The organism is Acinetobacter sp. UBA991 (genome assembly GCF_002292065.1).
GTDB classification, from domain to species: Bacteria; Pseudomonadota; Gammaproteobacteria; order Pseudomonadales; family Moraxellaceae; genus Acinetobacter; species Acinetobacter higginsii.
Genome location: NZ_DBBF01000023.1, coordinates 61285 through 77715, shown reverse-complemented (window position 1 = coordinate 77715; position 16431 = coordinate 61285). Strand labels below are relative to the sequence as shown.

The 16431-nt window shown below is 39.8% G+C and carries 12 protein-coding genes; 9 read left to right on the top strand and 3 right to left on the bottom strand.

What is annotated here, in order from left to right; all coding sequences use genetic code 11:
- Window positions 1-167: 167 nt before the first annotated feature.
- Both B2727_RS09345 and B2727_RS09340 read left to right on the top strand, forming a co-directional pair.
- A complete protein-coding gene (locus tag B2727_RS09345; RefSeq protein WP_033133481.1) occupies window positions 168-1778 on the top strand; it encodes a BCCT family transporter in 1611 nt (536 codons plus the stop codon).
- A gap of 117 nt (window positions 1779-1895) precedes the next feature.
- Complete coding sequence (locus B2727_RS09340) at window positions 1896-3956, top strand: choline transporter (protein WP_005312420.1); 2061 nt, start codon at window positions 1896-1898, stop codon at window positions 3954-3956.
- A gap of 52 nt (window positions 3957-4008) precedes the next feature.
- Here B2727_RS09340 and B2727_RS09335 read toward each other — a convergent pair whose 3' ends face one another.
- The 3 genes from B2727_RS09335 to mqo form a co-directional block, all read right to left on the bottom strand.
- Window positions 4009-4464, bottom strand: a complete 456-nt coding sequence (locus tag B2727_RS09335; protein WP_171549344.1) for a hypothetical protein — start codon at window positions 4462-4464, stop codon at window positions 4009-4011.
- 42 nt (window positions 4465-4506) lie between these two features.
- Window positions 4507-5748 carry an MFS transporter gene (locus tag B2727_RS09330; RefSeq protein ID WP_033133483.1) on the bottom strand — a complete coding sequence of 414 codons (1242 nt, stop codon included), beginning with the start codon at window positions 5746-5748 and terminating at the stop codon, window positions 4507-4509.
- A 79-nt stretch (window positions 5749-5827) separates the two neighbouring features.
- Window positions 5828-7468, bottom strand: a complete 1641-nt coding sequence (gene mqo, locus B2727_RS09325) for a malate dehydrogenase (quinone) (RefSeq protein WP_004804731.1) — start codon at window positions 7466-7468, stop codon at window positions 5828-5830.
- A 413-nt stretch (window positions 7469-7881) separates the two neighbouring features.
- Here mqo and B2727_RS09320 point away from each other — a divergent pair, with 413 nt between their 5' ends.
- The 7 genes from B2727_RS09320 (at window position 7882) to B2727_RS09290 (ending at window position 16424) form a co-directional block, all read left to right on the top strand.
- Window positions 7882-8322 (top strand): GNAT family N-acetyltransferase, encoded by a 441-nt coding sequence (locus B2727_RS09320; protein WP_033133484.1) that lies wholly within the window; start codon window positions 7882-7884, stop codon window positions 8320-8322.
- A 367-nt stretch (window positions 8323-8689) separates the two neighbouring features.
- A complete protein-coding gene (locus B2727_RS09315; RefSeq protein ID WP_033133485.1) occupies window positions 8690-9703 on the top strand; it encodes a DUF1852 domain-containing protein in 1014 nt (337 codons plus the stop codon).
- Between the two features lie 27 nt (window positions 9704-9730).
- Complete coding sequence (locus B2727_RS09310; RefSeq protein ID WP_032864471.1) at window positions 9731-10756, top strand: methionine synthase; 1026 nt, start codon at window positions 9731-9733, stop codon at window positions 10754-10756.
- 87 nt (window positions 10757-10843) lie between these two features.
- Entirely contained in the window at window positions 10844-11335 is a 492-nt protein-coding gene (locus B2727_RS09305; RefSeq protein ID WP_005205662.1) for a flavin reductase, read from the top strand.
- Between the two features lie 607 nt (window positions 11336-11942).
- Window positions 11943-12500, top strand: coding sequence for a TetR/AcrR family transcriptional regulator (locus B2727_RS09300; protein ID WP_033133507.1), 558 nt, complete (start codon window positions 11943-11945; stop codon window positions 12498-12500).
- 506 nt (window positions 12501-13006) lie between these two features.
- Window positions 13007-15211 (top strand): type I restriction-modification system subunit M, encoded by a 2205-nt coding sequence (locus B2727_RS09295; RefSeq protein ID WP_033133486.1) that lies wholly within the window; start codon window positions 13007-13009, stop codon window positions 15209-15211.
- Between the two features lies 1 nt (window position 15212).
- Window positions 15213-16424: a restriction endonuclease subunit S gene (locus tag B2727_RS09290; RefSeq protein ID WP_033133487.1), complete on the top strand. Its 1212-nt coding sequence runs from the start codon at window positions 15213-15215 to the stop codon at window positions 16422-16424.
- The last annotated feature ends 7 nt before the right edge of the window (window positions 16425-16431 follow it).

Here is a 16431-nt window from a genome sequence, read left to right as displayed (position 1 = left end):
CGTTCAATCAATAAAAAGTATAATCTGTAAAAATCAATGAATTTTTGATTGGAAAGAATAGAAGTAGCGTAATAAATCAAAGATTCTTATGGATAAGGCGATAAGCAGAATTGAACACTTATCACATTATTTTTTAAGAAAAAACACCAATTGCAAGGAGCAAGAACATGGTGTCAGAAAGTAATGAAGGGTCCCCATCTGAACCTATACGTTTAAATTTGTTTGTTTTTTGGAGCTCCGCAATCAGTATCGGCATTTTTGGCCTATTGTTTGTGTTGTTTCCACAGCGCAGTCAGTTCTGGTTAACCTATATACAAGGGCAGGCCAATCAATTATTTGGCTGGTACTACATGCTGGTGATTGTAGTTTGTTTAGGTTTTGTCGCATGGCTGGCTTTTTCTCGGGTTGGGCAGATTCCTTTAGGTAAAGATGACGATAAACCTGAGTTTGGCTATCTGGCTTGGGTGTCGATGCTGTTTTCCGCAGGAATCGGGATTGCGCTGCTGTATTACGGTGTAGCTGAACCCGTTGACCATTTTATTCGACCGCCAGAAGGTCAGGGTGGAACCATTCAAGCCGCACGTGATGCCATGATGTATAGCTTTTTACATTGGGGCATTCATGGTTGGGTGTTGTATGCCTTATTGGGTGTGACACTCGGTTATTTTGCTTTTCGTCAGAACTTGCCATTGGCGTTGCGCTCTGCGCTGTATCCAATCTTTGGTGAACGTATTCATGGTTTGATCGGTGATTTTGTCGATGGTTTTGGGATTTTAGCCACAGTCATTTCTTTGGTGACGAATCTCGGTATTGGTGCTTTGGTACTGGTTTCGGGTGTACATTATCTCTTGCCTGAGATTCCAAATAACCAAACCACTCTAATTACGGTGGTGTTGCTGATGATGTCAGTTGCGACCATTACCACTGTGGTCGGGATTGAAAAGGGCTTGGCTTGGTTATCGCGTATCAATTTGCGTTTGCTCTATGCGCTCTTGCTGTTTGTATTCCTTACAGGACCAACCAACCATTTGCTCAATGGATTAGTACAGAACGTGGGTGATTATCTCGATCATTTTCTAGCGAAGAGCTTTGATATGTACCTCTACAATGCCAAAGCAGGTGAGTGGTTAGGTTCATGGACAGTGTTCTATTGGGCATGGTGGATTGCATGGGCGCCATTCGTAGGTATGTTTATTGCGCGTATTTCCAAAGGCCGTACCATTCGTGAAGTTGTGCTCGGTGTCTGTCTGATTCCATTAGGTTTTACGTTGGCTTGGATCTCGATTTTTGGTAACACCGCAATCTATTTTATTTTGGAACAAAAGCAAAAAATCTTAGGTGATCTGGTGTTAACCGATCCTGCTTTGTCCTTATTTAAGCTTCTCGAATTTCTACCATTCAATCCTTATGTTGCTGGGATTGTTGTTGTGATTTGTTTCGTATTGTTTTTGACCCCTGTGGGTTCTGGTACACTCATGATCGCAAATCTGTCCTCGAAAGGGGGTAGCAATGAAAGTGACTCACCGATTTGGTTGCGAATTTTCTGGTCTGTGGTGATTACCATTGTCAGTATCGGGCTGCTGTTGGCAGGGAGTTTTCACTCTATGCAAAGCGCTGTGGTGCTGTGTGGTTTGCCATTCTCCGTTATTATTTTGCTGTATATGTTTGGCTTGGCCAAAGCACTGAAACAGGATCAATTTAGTCCTACACCACCGCAAGTGATAACGCAGGTAACTCAGTCATCACATCACACCACTGAAAAATCAGAAATATTGTAATTCGGGTAAATAACTTTTGTTTTTCATTTTCTATTCAGATATGTCTTTTCATTGATCTCGTGATGAAAAGACGTGGATGAATATTTTCTTTTTCTTCTCTAACTCCCTGAGGATTGTATGGCGACAGATAATCCAAGAGCGGTTGATGATGCTACATTAGCGAATAAAGACCATTTAAATCGTGTGGTCTTCTATGTTTCAGCTCTACTTATTTTAACATTTGCACTTGTTACGATTTTATTTAACGATTTTGCCAACCATTTACTCAACGTGGTGCTGGCTTGGGTCAGTGATAAATTCAGCTGGTATTACCTATTAGCTGCAACATTGTATTTAATCTTTGTGGTTTTTATTGCTTGCTCACGTTATGGCGATATCAAACTTGGTCCTAAGCATTCCAAACCTGAGTTTAGCTTACTCAGTTGGTCAGCGATGTTGTTTGCGGCGGGGATCGGAACAGATTTAATGTTCTTCTCTGTTGCAGAACCTTTATCTCATTATATGAATCCGCCTGTGGGTGAAGGTCAAACCTATGAAGCTGCGCGTCAGGGTATGGTTTGGACGCTGTTCCACTATGGTTTAACGGGTTGGGGCATGTATGCGCTGGTCGGGATGGCCTTGGGCTACTTTAGTTATCGCTATAACCTACCTCTCACCATTCGTTCCGCGCTCTACCCAATTTTTGGTAAAAAAATTGATGGTCCAATTGGGCATAGTGTAGATATTGCAGCAGTTATCGGGACCATCTTTGGTATTGCCACCACCTGTGGTATCGCCGTCGTCCAGATCAATTATGGTTTGCATGTCTTATTTGGTTGGCCTGAAAACCTGTTGATTCAGTCGGCACTGATTTTGGTTGCTGTGATTGTCACCATTATTTCGGTGACAGCTGGGGTCAATAAAGGTATTAAGGTTTTATCTGAAATCAATATTTTTGCCGCAATTGGCTTAATGTTGTTTGTCTTGTTCTTGGGCAATACCGGATTTTTACTCAATGCATTGGTACAAAACTTTGGTGACTACATCAGTCGATTCCCAAGTTTGGCCTTGGAAAGTTTTGCCTTTGATCAGCCTAAGGATTGGATGAATAGCTGGACCTTGTTCTTCTGGGCATGGTGGGTAGCTTGGTCACCTTTTGTCGGTCTGTTCTTGGCGCGGATTTCCCGTGGTCGTACCATTCGTGAATTTGTTTGCGGTACCTTAATTATTCCATTGTTGTTTACCATCACATGGTTATCTATTTTTGGAAACAGTGCTTTATATAACGTCATTTTTGAAGGCAATACGGCACTGGCTCAAACGGTTCTAACTGATCCTGCGCATGGTTTTTATGACCTATTGGCGCAATATCCGTGGTTTGCATTTATTGCAGGTGTGGCGACGATTACAGGTCTGTTGTTCTATGTAACCTCTGCCGATTCTGGTGCGTTGGTTTTAGGGAACTTCACCACTAAATTTTCCAATGTTGATAATGATGCGCCACGCTGGTTAAGAGTGTTTTGGGCAACGGCAATTGGCTTGCTCACCTTGGCAATGCTGATGGCAAACGGGATTACCGCGCTACAAAGTGCTACGGTAATCATGGGCTTACCCTTTAGTTTTGTCATGTTGTTGGTGATGGCGGGTCTGTACAAGTCTTTGCGTCTGGAAGATTATCGGAAGGCGAGTCGTAGTATGAATGCAGCGCCCGTGGTCGGAAACGTGGATATCCTGAACTGGAAAAAGCGTTTAGCCCGTGTGATGCATCACCCAGGTACCAGTGAAACCCAACGCATGCTTGATAGTGTCTGTGAGCCTGCAGTACGCACAGTTGCCGATGAACTGGTTAAACGTGGTATGCAAGTCGATGTCACCCAAACAGCATTGGAAGACAACGATGCACTCTATCATTTAGATTTAACCATCTACTTGGAAGAAGAGCACAACTTCGTTTATCAAATTTGGCCGGTACGTTATATCGCGCCTAACTTCAGTGAACGTGGTAAACGCGGTAAGCAGTTCTACTACCGTCTGGAAACCTTCTTGTATGAGGGTTCGCAGGACAATGATCTGGTTGGATACACCAAAGAACAGGTGATTAACGACATTCTTGATAAGTACGAACGGCATATGACTTTCTTGCATATCAATCGTATTAGTCCCGGAAATCGTCCTTTGTATCCAGACTCTCAAGATTAGTCTGCTGAATAATAAAAAACCTCACGTGAAGTGAGGTTTTTTATTGGCCTGATTATAAGGCGCCATATTTTTGCCATGTTTCACCCGTTTCATAGGTTTCATAGTGGCTTTTGAGTTCATGCAGCGATTGGGTCTGGTAGATCGCAAAGATGATCATGATCAAGAATAAGCTGATCAATTTAATGGCGCGTTTATTCTTATATTCATCTGAATAGAGGTAGAAAATACAATAGAAGGCAATCATCAAATAGGTGCAAAACAGTGAGTTAAACACCAGATAAATCAGCAAGGCAGCGGTCGTCACCAAAGCAATTCGGTTTTTTAAAATCGTTGGGCGCAAGCTCAGAATGTTCAATATCAAAAGGCCAAACGAGGTCCAGAATAGATAGGCATGCCCACCGATAATGACGATATAGGTCGATTGCAGCCACAGCAAGACCAGCCATACAAAAACGGAAAAAATAATAAATTTAGAGAGGCCTGAAGACGCGGGCAAAGTATGTTTCATATGACATTGAATTTTAAAATAACTATTTGTTTAATACGGGGATTAAAAACGGAACTTCAATAAATCTTTGGTCTTGAGCTTGGTTAAGACAACGCAGAGCAAAGACAGTGAACCACCCATCAACATTGCAGGAATCACGCTGAAAAAGCGCGTCATCACACTGGATTGCAACGCACCAAGCTCATTACTCGAGGTGACAAAAATGCCATTAATGGCAGCGACACGTCCAAGCATGTCCTTGGGTGGAATCAGTTGCAGAATCGTTTGACGAATGACAATGTTTATACTGTCACATGCTCCCATAATAATGAGAACTGCGACTGAAAAATACAGCTGTCTGGTAACAGCAAATAACAAGGTACACAGGCCAAAGCCTGTCACTGCTATCAACATCATCTGCCACGGTCTAGATTTTGGTGGATAGCGAATTAAAATGATCATCATCACCAATGCGCCAAAAGCAGGTGCCGCGCGTAATAGACCAAAACCATCTGCACCGATATGTAAAATATCTTGGGCAAAAATGGGCAAGAGCGCGATGATGCCACCAAAAAAAACTGAGCTCATATCGAGAAACATCGCCCAAAAAATAATTTTAGTTTTAAAAATAAAATGCAGCGCTTCTTTTAGACTCTGAGTTACTGACTCTGTTTGGATTTGAGGAAAATCTCGTTTTTGCAAACACCAGAGGGCAATACTACCACTTAAAAAAAGTGCCACGATGACGCTAAACGTAATATCTAAATCCAGATGAGCCAACAGGAAGCCACCAATGACGGGAGAGAGAATACCACTGGCTTGCCAGCACATGCTGGTCCAAGTGGCGGCATTGGTATACAAATGCTCCGGTACGACAAAAGGACGTAAAGAATTAAAGCAGGGACTGTATATGCCGCGAATACAGCCAAATAAAAACAGAATACTCAAGCATGAGATTAATAATAAATTTGCACTGATGGTTTGAGTGTGGAAAAGATCAAAGCTTATCCACAAAGCAAATGATAAGGGGATGGCAAAGCTAAAGCTGATCTGCAAAATACGCTGCCGATTAAAACGGTCAGCAATATAACCACCCCACAAAGAGAGGACGAGAAAGGGCAAAAAATCCATGATCCCGACCAAGCCGAGGATAAGCGGATTCTTGGTAATTTGATATAGATAATACGCGATCAGCACTTCCTGAATCAGCACCGCAAACGTTAGGCAGCATTGATTGATGGTCAATAACGTGAAGTCACGACTGGCAAATGCAGCAAAAGCAGAATGAGGTACAGCAGAGGACATAAGGCGTAGATTTAAAACATACAAATAAAGAAAAAGGGAAGAGCTGAAACTCCTCCCTTTTTGATGTGCTTAGCGTTACTTATTGAGCAACAGCTTCAGCTTTAACAACTTTCTTAGCAGGAACTAAGTTTGCTGGAGTCGTATAGTTCAAGCCTAAAGTTGAACTTGAGTACTGACGGATTTGATCTAACAACGCTGGATCGGTTGAAAGGTCTTTACCATAAGAACGTACGATTTCATGTAACTTAGCATTCCATACACCTTTGGTTTGCTCAGGGAATGCTTTTTCAAGCAAGTTAAGCATGATGTAAGGTGATGTAGACGCACCCGGAGAAGCACCTAACAATGCAGTTACAGACTTATCTTTAGATGCAAAGATTTCTGTACCGAATTGCAATTTAGCAGGTTTGCCCGGCTCTTTTTTGATGATCTGAACGCGTTGACCACCTTGTTGTAAATGCCAGTCTTTTGGATCAGCTTCAGGGTAGTATTTTTTCAACTCATTGAAACGATCTGCATCAGACATTAACACTTGGCTTACGAGGTACTGAACAAGATCAGCATTTTGTAGACCAATTGCAGCCATAGGCAACACGTTGTTTTTGTTGGTCGATGCAAGCAAATCAAGCTGTGAACCATTTTTCAGGAACTTGTTTGAATAAGTTGCGAATGGGCCAAACAACACATATTTTTTACCGTCGATATAACGAGTATCGATATGTGGTACAGACATCGGAGGCGCGCCAAGATCAGCACGACCATAGACTTTCGCTGTGTGTTTTGCTGTTACTGCTGGGTTGTCAGTTACAAGGAACTCACCACCTACAGGGAAGCCAGCATATTGTTGCGCTTCTGGTAAGCCAGTCATTTGCAATAATTTAATTGCAGCACCGCCTGCACCAATAAACACAAAGCGTGTTTTCACATGATCAACTTTGCCAGATTTCAAATCTTTGAAAGCCACAGACCAAGTGTTGTCATCGTTTTTGCTGATACCCGTCACTTCAGTTGAAGTGCTGAGTTTGAAGTTTGGACTCTTTTCAAGGTTGCCAATCAACTGCTTGGTGATTGCACCGTAGTTCACGTCAGAACCAACGTCCATACGAGTTGCAGCCACTTTTTGTTGAGGATCACGACCGTCCATCACCAATGGTGCCCATTGTTGAATTTCAGCTTTGTCTTCACTCAATTTCATGCCAGCGAATAACGGGTTTTGAACCATGGCTGCATAACGCTTTTCCATGAAATTCACGTTATCGCCCCATACGAAAGCAATGTGGGGTACTGGGTTAATGAAGGTATTTGGTGTTTCGAGTACACCTTGCTTCACTTGGTATGCCCAGAACTGTTTGGCAATTTCAAACTGACCTGCCACGTTTACAGCTTTAGAAATGTCCATTTTACCGTCTTTTTCTTCGGTATAGTTCATTTCCATAAAGCCTGAGTGGCCTGTACCCGCGTTGTTGAAACCGTTTGAACTTTCTTGTGCAACAGCATCAAGACGTTCATACATGCGGATATTCCAGTCGGGTTGTAATTCGTTGAGGTAAGTACCTAAAGTGGCACTCATGATCCCGCCGCCGATGAGTACAACATCGACAGTTGGTTCGTTACTGGTGGTTTTAATTGCCTTAGACGCAACTGGTCTAAAAAGAAAGGCAATTGCAATAATAATTAATACTACGAGTAGTACTAATAAATATTTCCAAAATTTTTTCATTCAATTTACCTTAAAAATTAAATGACGCTCTATATGACAAGCGATATAGAGAGAAAGAATTTAAATGATGATACAGGCGCAATAAAGGCACATCAGTACGGCAAGGGATCGCCTTAACACTGATGTTGAAGAAGTTAGTTCATGAATTTTACTTTAATTTAGACGGTATTTTGGTTGAACTAATGTTTCAAAATGTACAAATCAAGCCGACTTTGATGATTTATTGTGTGAAAGTTGTAGAAAGTTCTAGTAAATCTTAGACTTATGGTTTAGAGAGATGAGTCACATTTTGACCAAATGAGCGGATTGAATTATCAAAAAATTGGTCTAGATGAAAAGTTTAAATTGGCACTCGGCTTTATAAAAGACAAAACTATGATGTTTAGACACCATCCTAATATGGAGGCGCTGGCATGAAGCTCAGAGCGCTGGAGCAGCAAGATTATCAAAACTGGTTGTTGTTATGGCAAGGCTATCAGGCTTTCTATAAGGTCGAGATTGATCATAAGGTGACGGAAAAAACATTTTCTCGATTACTTGATCCAAATGAAGATATGTACTGTCTAGTGGTGGGGGATCAAGATACTTTGATTGGCTTTGTGCATTTTATTTTTCATCGAAGTACGTGGACTACAGGTGATTACTGTTATTTACAGGATTTATTTGTTGATCAACATTCACGGATAAAAGGTTTAGGTCGTAAGTTGATAGAAGCTGTTTACCAAAAGGCGGCTGAAAGAGAATGCTCACGTGTTTATTGGCTAACTCATGAAACCAATTACCAAGCACGAATGCTTTACGATAGCATGGCCGTGAATGCAGGATTTATCCAATATCGGAAAAATTTGCATTAATTCCAGCATCTTAACCAAGTGTGTAGGTTGAGTTCTGTTTTAAACCGCGAGAAAAAGCGGTTTTTTATAGCTCATCGGTTATGTTGTGACAAATAAAACTGATCATAAAACTTTCTTTGTGACTTTATTTAATGATTTCACTTCAACGGAAAGCAGCAAATTTTTCCTAAGGTGATCGGGCTGAGCTCTACTGTCCGCCTGATTGCACAGACCTTGTTGAGCGATTTTCACCTTAGTGAATTTCTTAACATGAATTTCATTCATTTTGAGGTTAGATTAAATCATTTTTATTCAGCTAATGATTGCGGTATAAATCACTCTATAAAGAAATTTAGATTTATCTCGGAAATTAGGGTGGCAGATTAAAATGAGTAAAGAGTTTGCATTTACGATTAAGCGTATTGATTTTGATGAGAACTACACCCCATCAGAAAATACACGTATCACAACCAACTTTGCGAATTTGGCAAGAGGCGAGAGTCGCCAACAGAATCTGCACAACACCTTAAAGATGATCGACAATCGCTTTAATGCTTTGGCGCATTGGGATAATCCTTTTGCTGATCGTTATAAAGTTGAGCTGGAAATCATTTCGGTTGAAATGAAGGTGGATGCGGCAAGCAATGCCAATCCACTTCCTTTAATTGAAATCTTGAAAACCAATATTGTTGATCAAAAAACCAATGAGCGTATTGAAGGTATTGTGGGCAATAATTTCTCTTCTTATGTACGTGACTATGATTTCAGTGTGCTATTGCTTGACCATAATAAAAATCAGTCTGGATTTAGCACACCAGAGAACTTCGGCGACTTACATGGCAACTTGTTTAAGAGCTTTATTGAGTCAGAGACTTACAAGGCAAACTTTAAAAAGCCACCTGTGATTTGCCTCAGTGTTTCCAGCAGCAAGGTCTATCAACGTACTGAAAATCAGCATCCAGTATTGGGGACGGAATATTTGCAAGATGAATATTCATTAACGGATGAGTATTTCCAAAAAATGGGCTTAAAGGTGCGTTATTTCATGCCGCCAAATAGTGTTGCGCCGTTGGCCTTCTATTTCTCTGGGGATTTGTTGGCGGATTACAGCAATCTGGAGTTGATCAGCACTATCAGTACCATGGAAAGCTTCCAGAAGATTTACCGTCCTGAAATTTACAATGCTAATTCAGTGGCAGGCAAATCGTATCAACCAAGTTTGAGCAACCAAGATTATTCACTGACTCGCATTGTATATGATCGAGAAGAACGTAGTCGTTTGGCGATTGAACAAGGCAAATTTGTTGAAGAACAATTCATCAAACCATACCGCGAGACGCTTGAACAGTGGTCTGCCAGTTATGCAGCACAAAACAACTCGCAAAAAAGTTACGCGCACTAATTTATTGAAAATATAAGGTTATTGATGATGAAAAGATTATTACCTACGTCGACTGCGGGTAGCTTACCGAAACCGTCTTGGTTGGCAGAGCCTGAAAAGCTTTGGTCACCATGGAAATTGCAAGAGCAGGGTCTGATTGAAGGTAAACAGGATGCTTTACGTTTGTCTTTGCATGAGCAGCAAGTAGCAGGCATTGATATTGTCAGTGATGGCGAGCAAACCCGTCAGCACTTTGTGACGACATTTATTGAGCATCTTACCGGTGTTGATTTTGAGAAACGTGAGACGGTGCGCATCCGTAATCGTTATGATGCCAGTGTACCAACTGTGGTCGGTGCTGTATCGCGTCAAAAGCCTGTTTTTGTTGAAGATGCCAAGTTCTTACGTCAGCAAACCAATCAACCAATCAAATGGGCGTTGCCAGGGCCAATGACCATGATTGATACGTTGTATGATGCGCATTATAAAAGCCGTGAAAAATTGGCATGGGAATTTGCCAAAATCCTGAATGAAGAAGCCAAAGAGTTAGAAGCGGCGGGCGTGGATATTATCCAGTTTGATGAACCTGCTTTTAATGTGTTCTTTGATGAAGTAAATGACTGGGGTGTGGCGACTTTAGAGCGTGCGCTTGAAGGTTTGAAGTGTGAAACTGCGGTGCACATTTGCTATGGTTACGGCATTAAAGCCAATACGGACTGGAAAAAGACCCTTGGTTCTGAATGGCGCCAATATGAAGAGGCTTTTCCAAAGCTACAACAATCAAAACTTGATATCATCTCGCTCGAATGTCATAACTCGCGTGTGCCGATGGATCTGATTGAATTGATTCGCGGTAAAAAAGTGATGGTTGGTGCGATTGACGTGGCGAGCAACACGGTTGAAACGCCAGAAGAAGTTGCCGATACCTTACGTAAAGCACTTCAGTTTGTCGATGCCGATAAGCTGTATCCATCAACTAACTGTGGTATGGCACCTTTGGCACGTGATGTTGCACGTGGCAAGCTGAATGCATTAAGTGCAGGTGCAGAAATTGTTCGTAAAGAACTCGCTTAATTTAACGACCCCTAGATGGCTTAAGGGCTGCACATTGTAGCCCTGAGCACATTTAAAATAGATCGGGTTTAATTGAGGTATAAAGTGATGGTTGAAGCAACAGATTTTAGAGATGCAATGTCTTTACTCACCAGTGCAGTTAGTGTGATTACCACCACTGGCATGTCTGGTCGTTATGGCTTTACTGCATCTGCTGTATGTAGCGTCACTGATACGCCTCCGACTTTATTGGTGTGTATGAATCGGGCATCGAGTTCACATGTACATTTCGTCGACAATAAAATCTTAAGCGTGAATGTGTTAAGTGCAGATCATCAACATATTTCTAAAGCCTTTTCGTCTAAATTGAGTCCCGAAGAACGTTTTAAACACGGTGCTTGGTCAGAACTGGAAACAGGTGCGCCTGTTTTGGATGATGCCTTGGTGAATTTTGATTGCGAGATTGATCAAATTCAGGAAGTGGGAACGCATACGATTTTTATTTGTCGTATTGTGGCGGTTCAACAAAGTGGACATGATCAAAGCTTGGTTTATTTTAATCGTGCTTATCACCAAGTGGGGCAAACTGAAGTCGCTTAAAGTAGGATGCTTTAAGCCGATTGGCTCATTATTAAAATACATTTACATCATAATTTAAAAATAATAAACAATATAATTTATTGAAAAATAATAATAAAATTGCTTTGGCCCAAAGTGTAAGATTGACACCCTTAAACTCACCGATTATTCTTTAAGCGCTGGCCTACATCGCCAGCCGGTTTTAGCAGACCGTTTCCTAAGTGCATTGAAAAACCTTGTTTTTTTGATGTAGACTCGTTCGTCCCCCTTTTGTAGCGGTAGGGCGAAAGGGGGACGCCTTCGGGCGTGCTGATTCTTAGGTTCAGTCTGCTAACCCTCTTTCACCCTGCCACCATAATCTTTATGTCTTGGCAGAATTCCGAAGGATTTAGGAGTTGGCCATGCACTGTATTTTTATTCTTCTTCATTAGTCTTTGACAGGGTTTGAATGCGCTTCGTAATTCAGACAGTGCTTTGTCACGACTAAAAAATCATATCAACAATAAAACTTGAGATACGCTCAGGCCGTCTTATCGGGTCTTTGCATGCCTTTTTTTGCTTATTGCAGCATAAATGGCCGCTTGATCGGGTTGAGCAACAACAAAAATTATTCAATCATGGAAATGATATGCCACCTTTTGCTTTGACTTATCGTGCTTTAAAAGTCTTGGATACCTCGCAAACACTGTTTAACCAAGATGGCTTTCATCATGTTGGGGTCGACCTGATTATTGATGAGTCTAAAATTGCCAAAGGCACCTTTTATAAATACTTTCACTCCAAAGAGCATTTGGTTGAAATGACGTTGAGTTTGCAGAGAACGGCACTGAAGAAAGAAGTCCGTTCAATTCTGTATGCCAATAAAAATTTATCGGGGCGTGAAAAGCTGAAACGGATTTTCTTTCTGCATGCCGATTTAGAAGGGATGTACCATTTATTGTTTCGGGCAGTTTTTGAAATTAAAGCACGTTATCCAAAGGCATATGAGATGGTGGTGGAATACCGAAACTGGTTGATTCGTGAAATTTATATGTTGTTGGTCAGAATGGAGATGAATGCTGCAAAAGCAGATGCACAGATGTTCTTGTTTGTGGTGGATGGGGCAATGGTGCGGTTGTTGAGTGGGAATAAGGTGGATAAAGGGAAGTTGTTGGAAGGATGGTTGGTGGGGGCTTGTTCAGATTGAGTTTGCATGTTATTTGGGTAGGTCAAAACTAATATTTCCAAATTGATCATTCTTAGCTTTGCCTTTGGTATGCACATGTAAGTCTCATCGAGCCCATTCTGGACCACGATTAATCATAATTTCTCCGTTTATTTATTCATTTTTTGGTTTTTACAATATTAATTTTAGCCTAAAAGTTATGAGTTAATTCAAAAGTTTAATTAAACTTATAAAACTTTCAGCAAGATCATTTTTCATGGGCTAATTTAAGCCATATTTACCTTGTTTAGAAGTCCCAAGAGTATTTTAGATTATAAAAATGGATTCTTGTATTTCTCAAAATATATTTGAGAAAAGAAAACTAATTTATTAGCTTCTTCGATGCTAAGTCGTTCTGTAGAATAGCGCACTAAGCGCAATTTTTCTTTATCTATGAAGCAAATGGTAAAGAGTTTTTTTGGGATTGAATTGTTTGGGGAATCAAGAATCTCCTCATTCTTAATTAAAAAAATGTTGTTGGAAGTGATATGAACCTTATTGAGTTAAAACAGTTAGAAGATCAGCTTTGGTCAGCAGCAGATAGCTTACGTGCAAACACTGACTTAAAGCCTAACGAATATTCAACTCCAGTATTGGGTTTGATCTTCTTAAAGTTTGCTGACAATAAATACGCTGCTGCTGAAGATGCAATTCTAAAAGAATTTAATGAACTTAGAGGCTCTCGTCGTGAAAAGTCGATTGCTGAAATTGCCATTAAACATTGTGGTTTTTACTTACCTGATAATGCTCGTTATAACTATTTGCTTGAACTTCCTGATAGCGAGAACTTAGCAAAAAAAATTAAAGAAGCGATGCAGGAAATTGAAGATCATCAAGGCCAAGATGATTTTAAAGATGTATTGCCTAAAGAAGAGTATCAAGCCTTTAACCGTCGTCCAGAGAGTAAAGATGCGCTACGTGGTTTAGTCCGTAGTTTTTCAAATATTCCTGTGGATGCTTCAGGTGATGTATTTGGCAAAATTTATGAATACTTCTTGGGTAAGTTTGCGCTTTCAGAAGGACAAAAAGGTGGTGAATTCTTTACGCCAACTTCTGTTGTACGTTTGATGGTTGAAATGATTGAACCTTTTAATGGTTCTGTATACGATCCAGCATGCGGTTCTGGTGGTATGTTTGTTCAGTCTTTACAATTTGTAGAGCGCCGTAAAGCATTAAGCAAAAAGCTTGGTGAAGCTGAAAATACCAATCATTTATTCGTATATGGCCAAGAAAAGACGCTAGATACCGTCAAACTTGCCAAAATGAACTTGTTCGTAAATGGTTTGAAAGGTGAAATCCAGCAAGCAAACTCCTATTCAGAAGATCCATTTAAAGGCTTTGAAAAATTCGATTACATCATGGCGAATCCACCATTTAACGTAGATGATGTGGCTATTACAACAGTTGAAAATGATCCTCGTTTTAATAGCTATGGTTTACCGCGCAATAAGACTAAACCTAAAAAATCAGATGATAATTCAAAGATTGAAACAGTTCCAAATGCAAATTATCTATGGATTAACTTATTTGCAACTTCGCTAAAAAAGGCACAGCAAGCTAAGCTATCCAACAGTGGTCGTGCAGCTTTGGTTATGCCGAACTCTGCTTCGGATGCCCGTAATTCAGAAGCTGATGTACGCCAGACATTGATCGAGCATAATTTGATTTATGGCATGCTGACTTTGCCATCAAATATGTTCTATACGGTAACGCTACCTGCAACACTCTGGTTCTTTGATAAAAATAAAACAGATGACAAAATTTTGTTTATTGATGCTCGTAACATCTTTAGACAGATTGACCGTGCGCATCGTGACTTTACAGATGAGCAGATTCTTAATATTGCCATGATCGGTAAGCTTCATAAGCAGCGAAATCATGAATATATCAGTTTGGTGGACGATTACTTTAGACAAGGGATGGCTAAACTTGAAGCCACAGTTCCTCATGTAGAGCCAAGCTTTAAAAAACTCAAAAATGCGTTAAAAGATGATGCAGTGATTGTTCAAAGTGTTGATGAACTTAATGAACATTGGCATGCCTTAAAACCTTTAAAAGAGAGCTTTGATGCTTATATAACAGCTTTCCCTCAGGCAGTAACTAAAGATTTAGTTGCTGATTTGAATGGGAAGCAAAAGAAGTTAAGAGCAAGCTTTACACCATTCTTTAAAGCGATTGTGGATGAAGCAAAAGTTTTAGACAAAGCCATTCGTGAAAAAGAAAAAGCGCATAACGACTTAGTCAAACTCACTCGTGCTGAAGTTGCCGAAGCTAAGGCAAATGATAAAAAAGAAGTACTTAAAGTTAAAGAAGTCAAACTTAAAGAATTGAATGCTTTAACAGCAGATATTAAAGAAGTGAAAGCCTTACTTGCCGATATTAAAGCTGATCGTAATGAAGCTGAGTATTTCTTCAATCATATTTCATGGTTACAAGAGCGTTTTCCAAATGCTGAATATGAGGATGTAACGGGACTTTGCAAGTTAGCAACACCTGAGGAAGTAAAAGAACAAGATTATTCTTTAAATGCAGGGCGTTATGTGGGTGTAGTGATTGAAGAAGATGGGCGTACAGAAGAAGAGTTTCAGGAGAATATACTCGATTTAAAATTAGAATTAACTAGATTAACAAATGAATCCATCAAATTGAGTCATTTAATTAGTAATAACCTAACGATGCTTTTAGGAGATTGATATGAATTTCAATTTTATATCAATTGGAAGCTTAATTGATTCTAAAGAAGCATCATTACAAACTGGTCCTTTTGGTACTCAACTAAAAGCTAGTGAGTATGTAGAATCTGGAACCCCAGTAATCAATGTTAGAAATATTGGATTTGGTGACATTAGAGCTGACAATTTAGAATTTATAACGGACTTTAAAGCTGAGCAACTGAAAAATCATATTCTATGTAAAGATGATATTGTTTTTGGAAGAAAAGGGGCAGTAGAGAGACATTCATATATCCAAGACGAGCAAGTTGGTTGGGTTCAAGGGTCTGATTGTTTGAGACTTCGTTTAAATACTGAAAATGTAGATTCTAGATTTTTATCGTACTATTTTAAGACACAACCTCACCAAGATTGGATGCATGCTTTGTGTGCCTTTGGTGCAACAATGGCTTCACTAAATCAAGATATTGTTCGTCGAATTTTATTCCCATGTCCTTCGATTTCAGTACAAAGACAAATTGTTGCTATTCTTTCAGCTTACGATGACCTCATCGAAAACAATAAAAAACGTATCCAAATTTTAGAAAATATGGCGGAAGAGCTATATAAAGAATGGTTTGTACGGTTTCGTTTTCCTAATTGGGAAAATACAGAGTTTGAAAAAGGCATTCCTAAAGATTGGAAAATTGAAAAAATTTCGAATTTGGTTGATAGAAAGAAATTTGGTCGTGTTTACAAAGAATATGAATTATGTTTAGAGGCAGACATTCCTGTTATTGATCAGTCTCAAAAAACTATGCTAGGTTTTCATGAAGGAGAAGCAGAACATATAGCATCTTTTGAAAGTCCTATGATTATTTTTGGGGATCATTCATGCAAGATGCAGATCATGTTTAAGAATTTTTCTTTGGCAGAAAATGTTATCCCATTCAAAAGTAAGCATAATATTTTATTATTATATTTATTTTCTTTAATTAAAGATCAAGTAGAAACTACAGAATATAAAAGACATTGGGGCGAGCTGACCAATAAGAAGGTTTTAGTTGCTCCTTTAACTCTTCAAGAGAAGTATACAAATTTAATTATAGATAAGATGAAACTGATTGAGATATTAAAAACTAAAAATAGCTTATTGGTTAATAACAGAGATCAGTTATTGCCTCGCTTAATTTCAGGAAAACTATCGGTAGAAAACTTGGATATTCAGTTTCCACCATCAATGCAAGAATCGTAAGTTATTA

What these genes read in the sequence shown, in the direction of transcription:
- B2727_RS09305 (WP_005205662.1), top strand. Translation starts at nt 10,844, where the DNA reads ATGGTTGAAGCAACAGATTTTAGAGATGCAATGTCTTTACTCACCAGT.
- B2727_RS09320 (WP_033133484.1), top strand. Translation starts at nt 7,882, where the DNA reads ATGAAGCTCAGAGCGCTGGAGCAGCAAGATTATCAAAACTGGTTGTTG.
- B2727_RS09300 (WP_033133507.1), top strand. Translation starts at nt 11,943, where the DNA reads ATGCCACCTTTTGCTTTGACTTATCGTGCTTTAAAAGTCTTGGATACC.
- B2727_RS09340 (WP_005312420.1), top strand. Translation starts at nt 1,896, where the DNA reads ATGGCGACAGATAATCCAAGAGCGGTTGATGATGCTACATTAGCGAAT.
- B2727_RS09330 (WP_033133483.1), bottom strand. Translation starts at nt 5,748, where the DNA reads ATGTCCTCTGCTGTACCTCATTCTGCTTTTGCTGCATTTGCCAGTCGT.
- B2727_RS09335 (WP_171549344.1), bottom strand. Translation starts at nt 4,464, where the DNA reads ATGAAACATACTTTGCCCGCGTCTTCAGGCCTCTCTAAATTTATTATT.
- mqo (WP_004804731.1), bottom strand. Translation starts at nt 7,468, where the DNA reads ATGAAAAAATTTTGGAAATATTTATTAGTACTACTCGTAGTATTAATT.
- B2727_RS09295 (WP_033133486.1), top strand. Translation starts at nt 13,007, where the DNA reads ATGAACCTTATTGAGTTAAAACAGTTAGAAGATCAGCTTTGGTCAGCA.
- B2727_RS09315 (WP_033133485.1), top strand. Translation starts at nt 8,690, where the DNA reads ATGAGTAAAGAGTTTGCATTTACGATTAAGCGTATTGATTTTGATGAG.
- B2727_RS09290 (WP_033133487.1), top strand. Translation starts at nt 15,213, where the DNA reads ATGAATTTCAATTTTATATCAATTGGAAGCTTAATTGATTCTAAAGAA.
- B2727_RS09345 (WP_033133481.1), top strand. Translation starts at nt 168, where the DNA reads ATGGTGTCAGAAAGTAATGAAGGGTCCCCATCTGAACCTATACGTTTA.
- B2727_RS09310 (WP_032864471.1), top strand. Translation starts at nt 9,731, where the DNA reads ATGAAAAGATTATTACCTACGTCGACTGCGGGTAGCTTACCGAAACCG.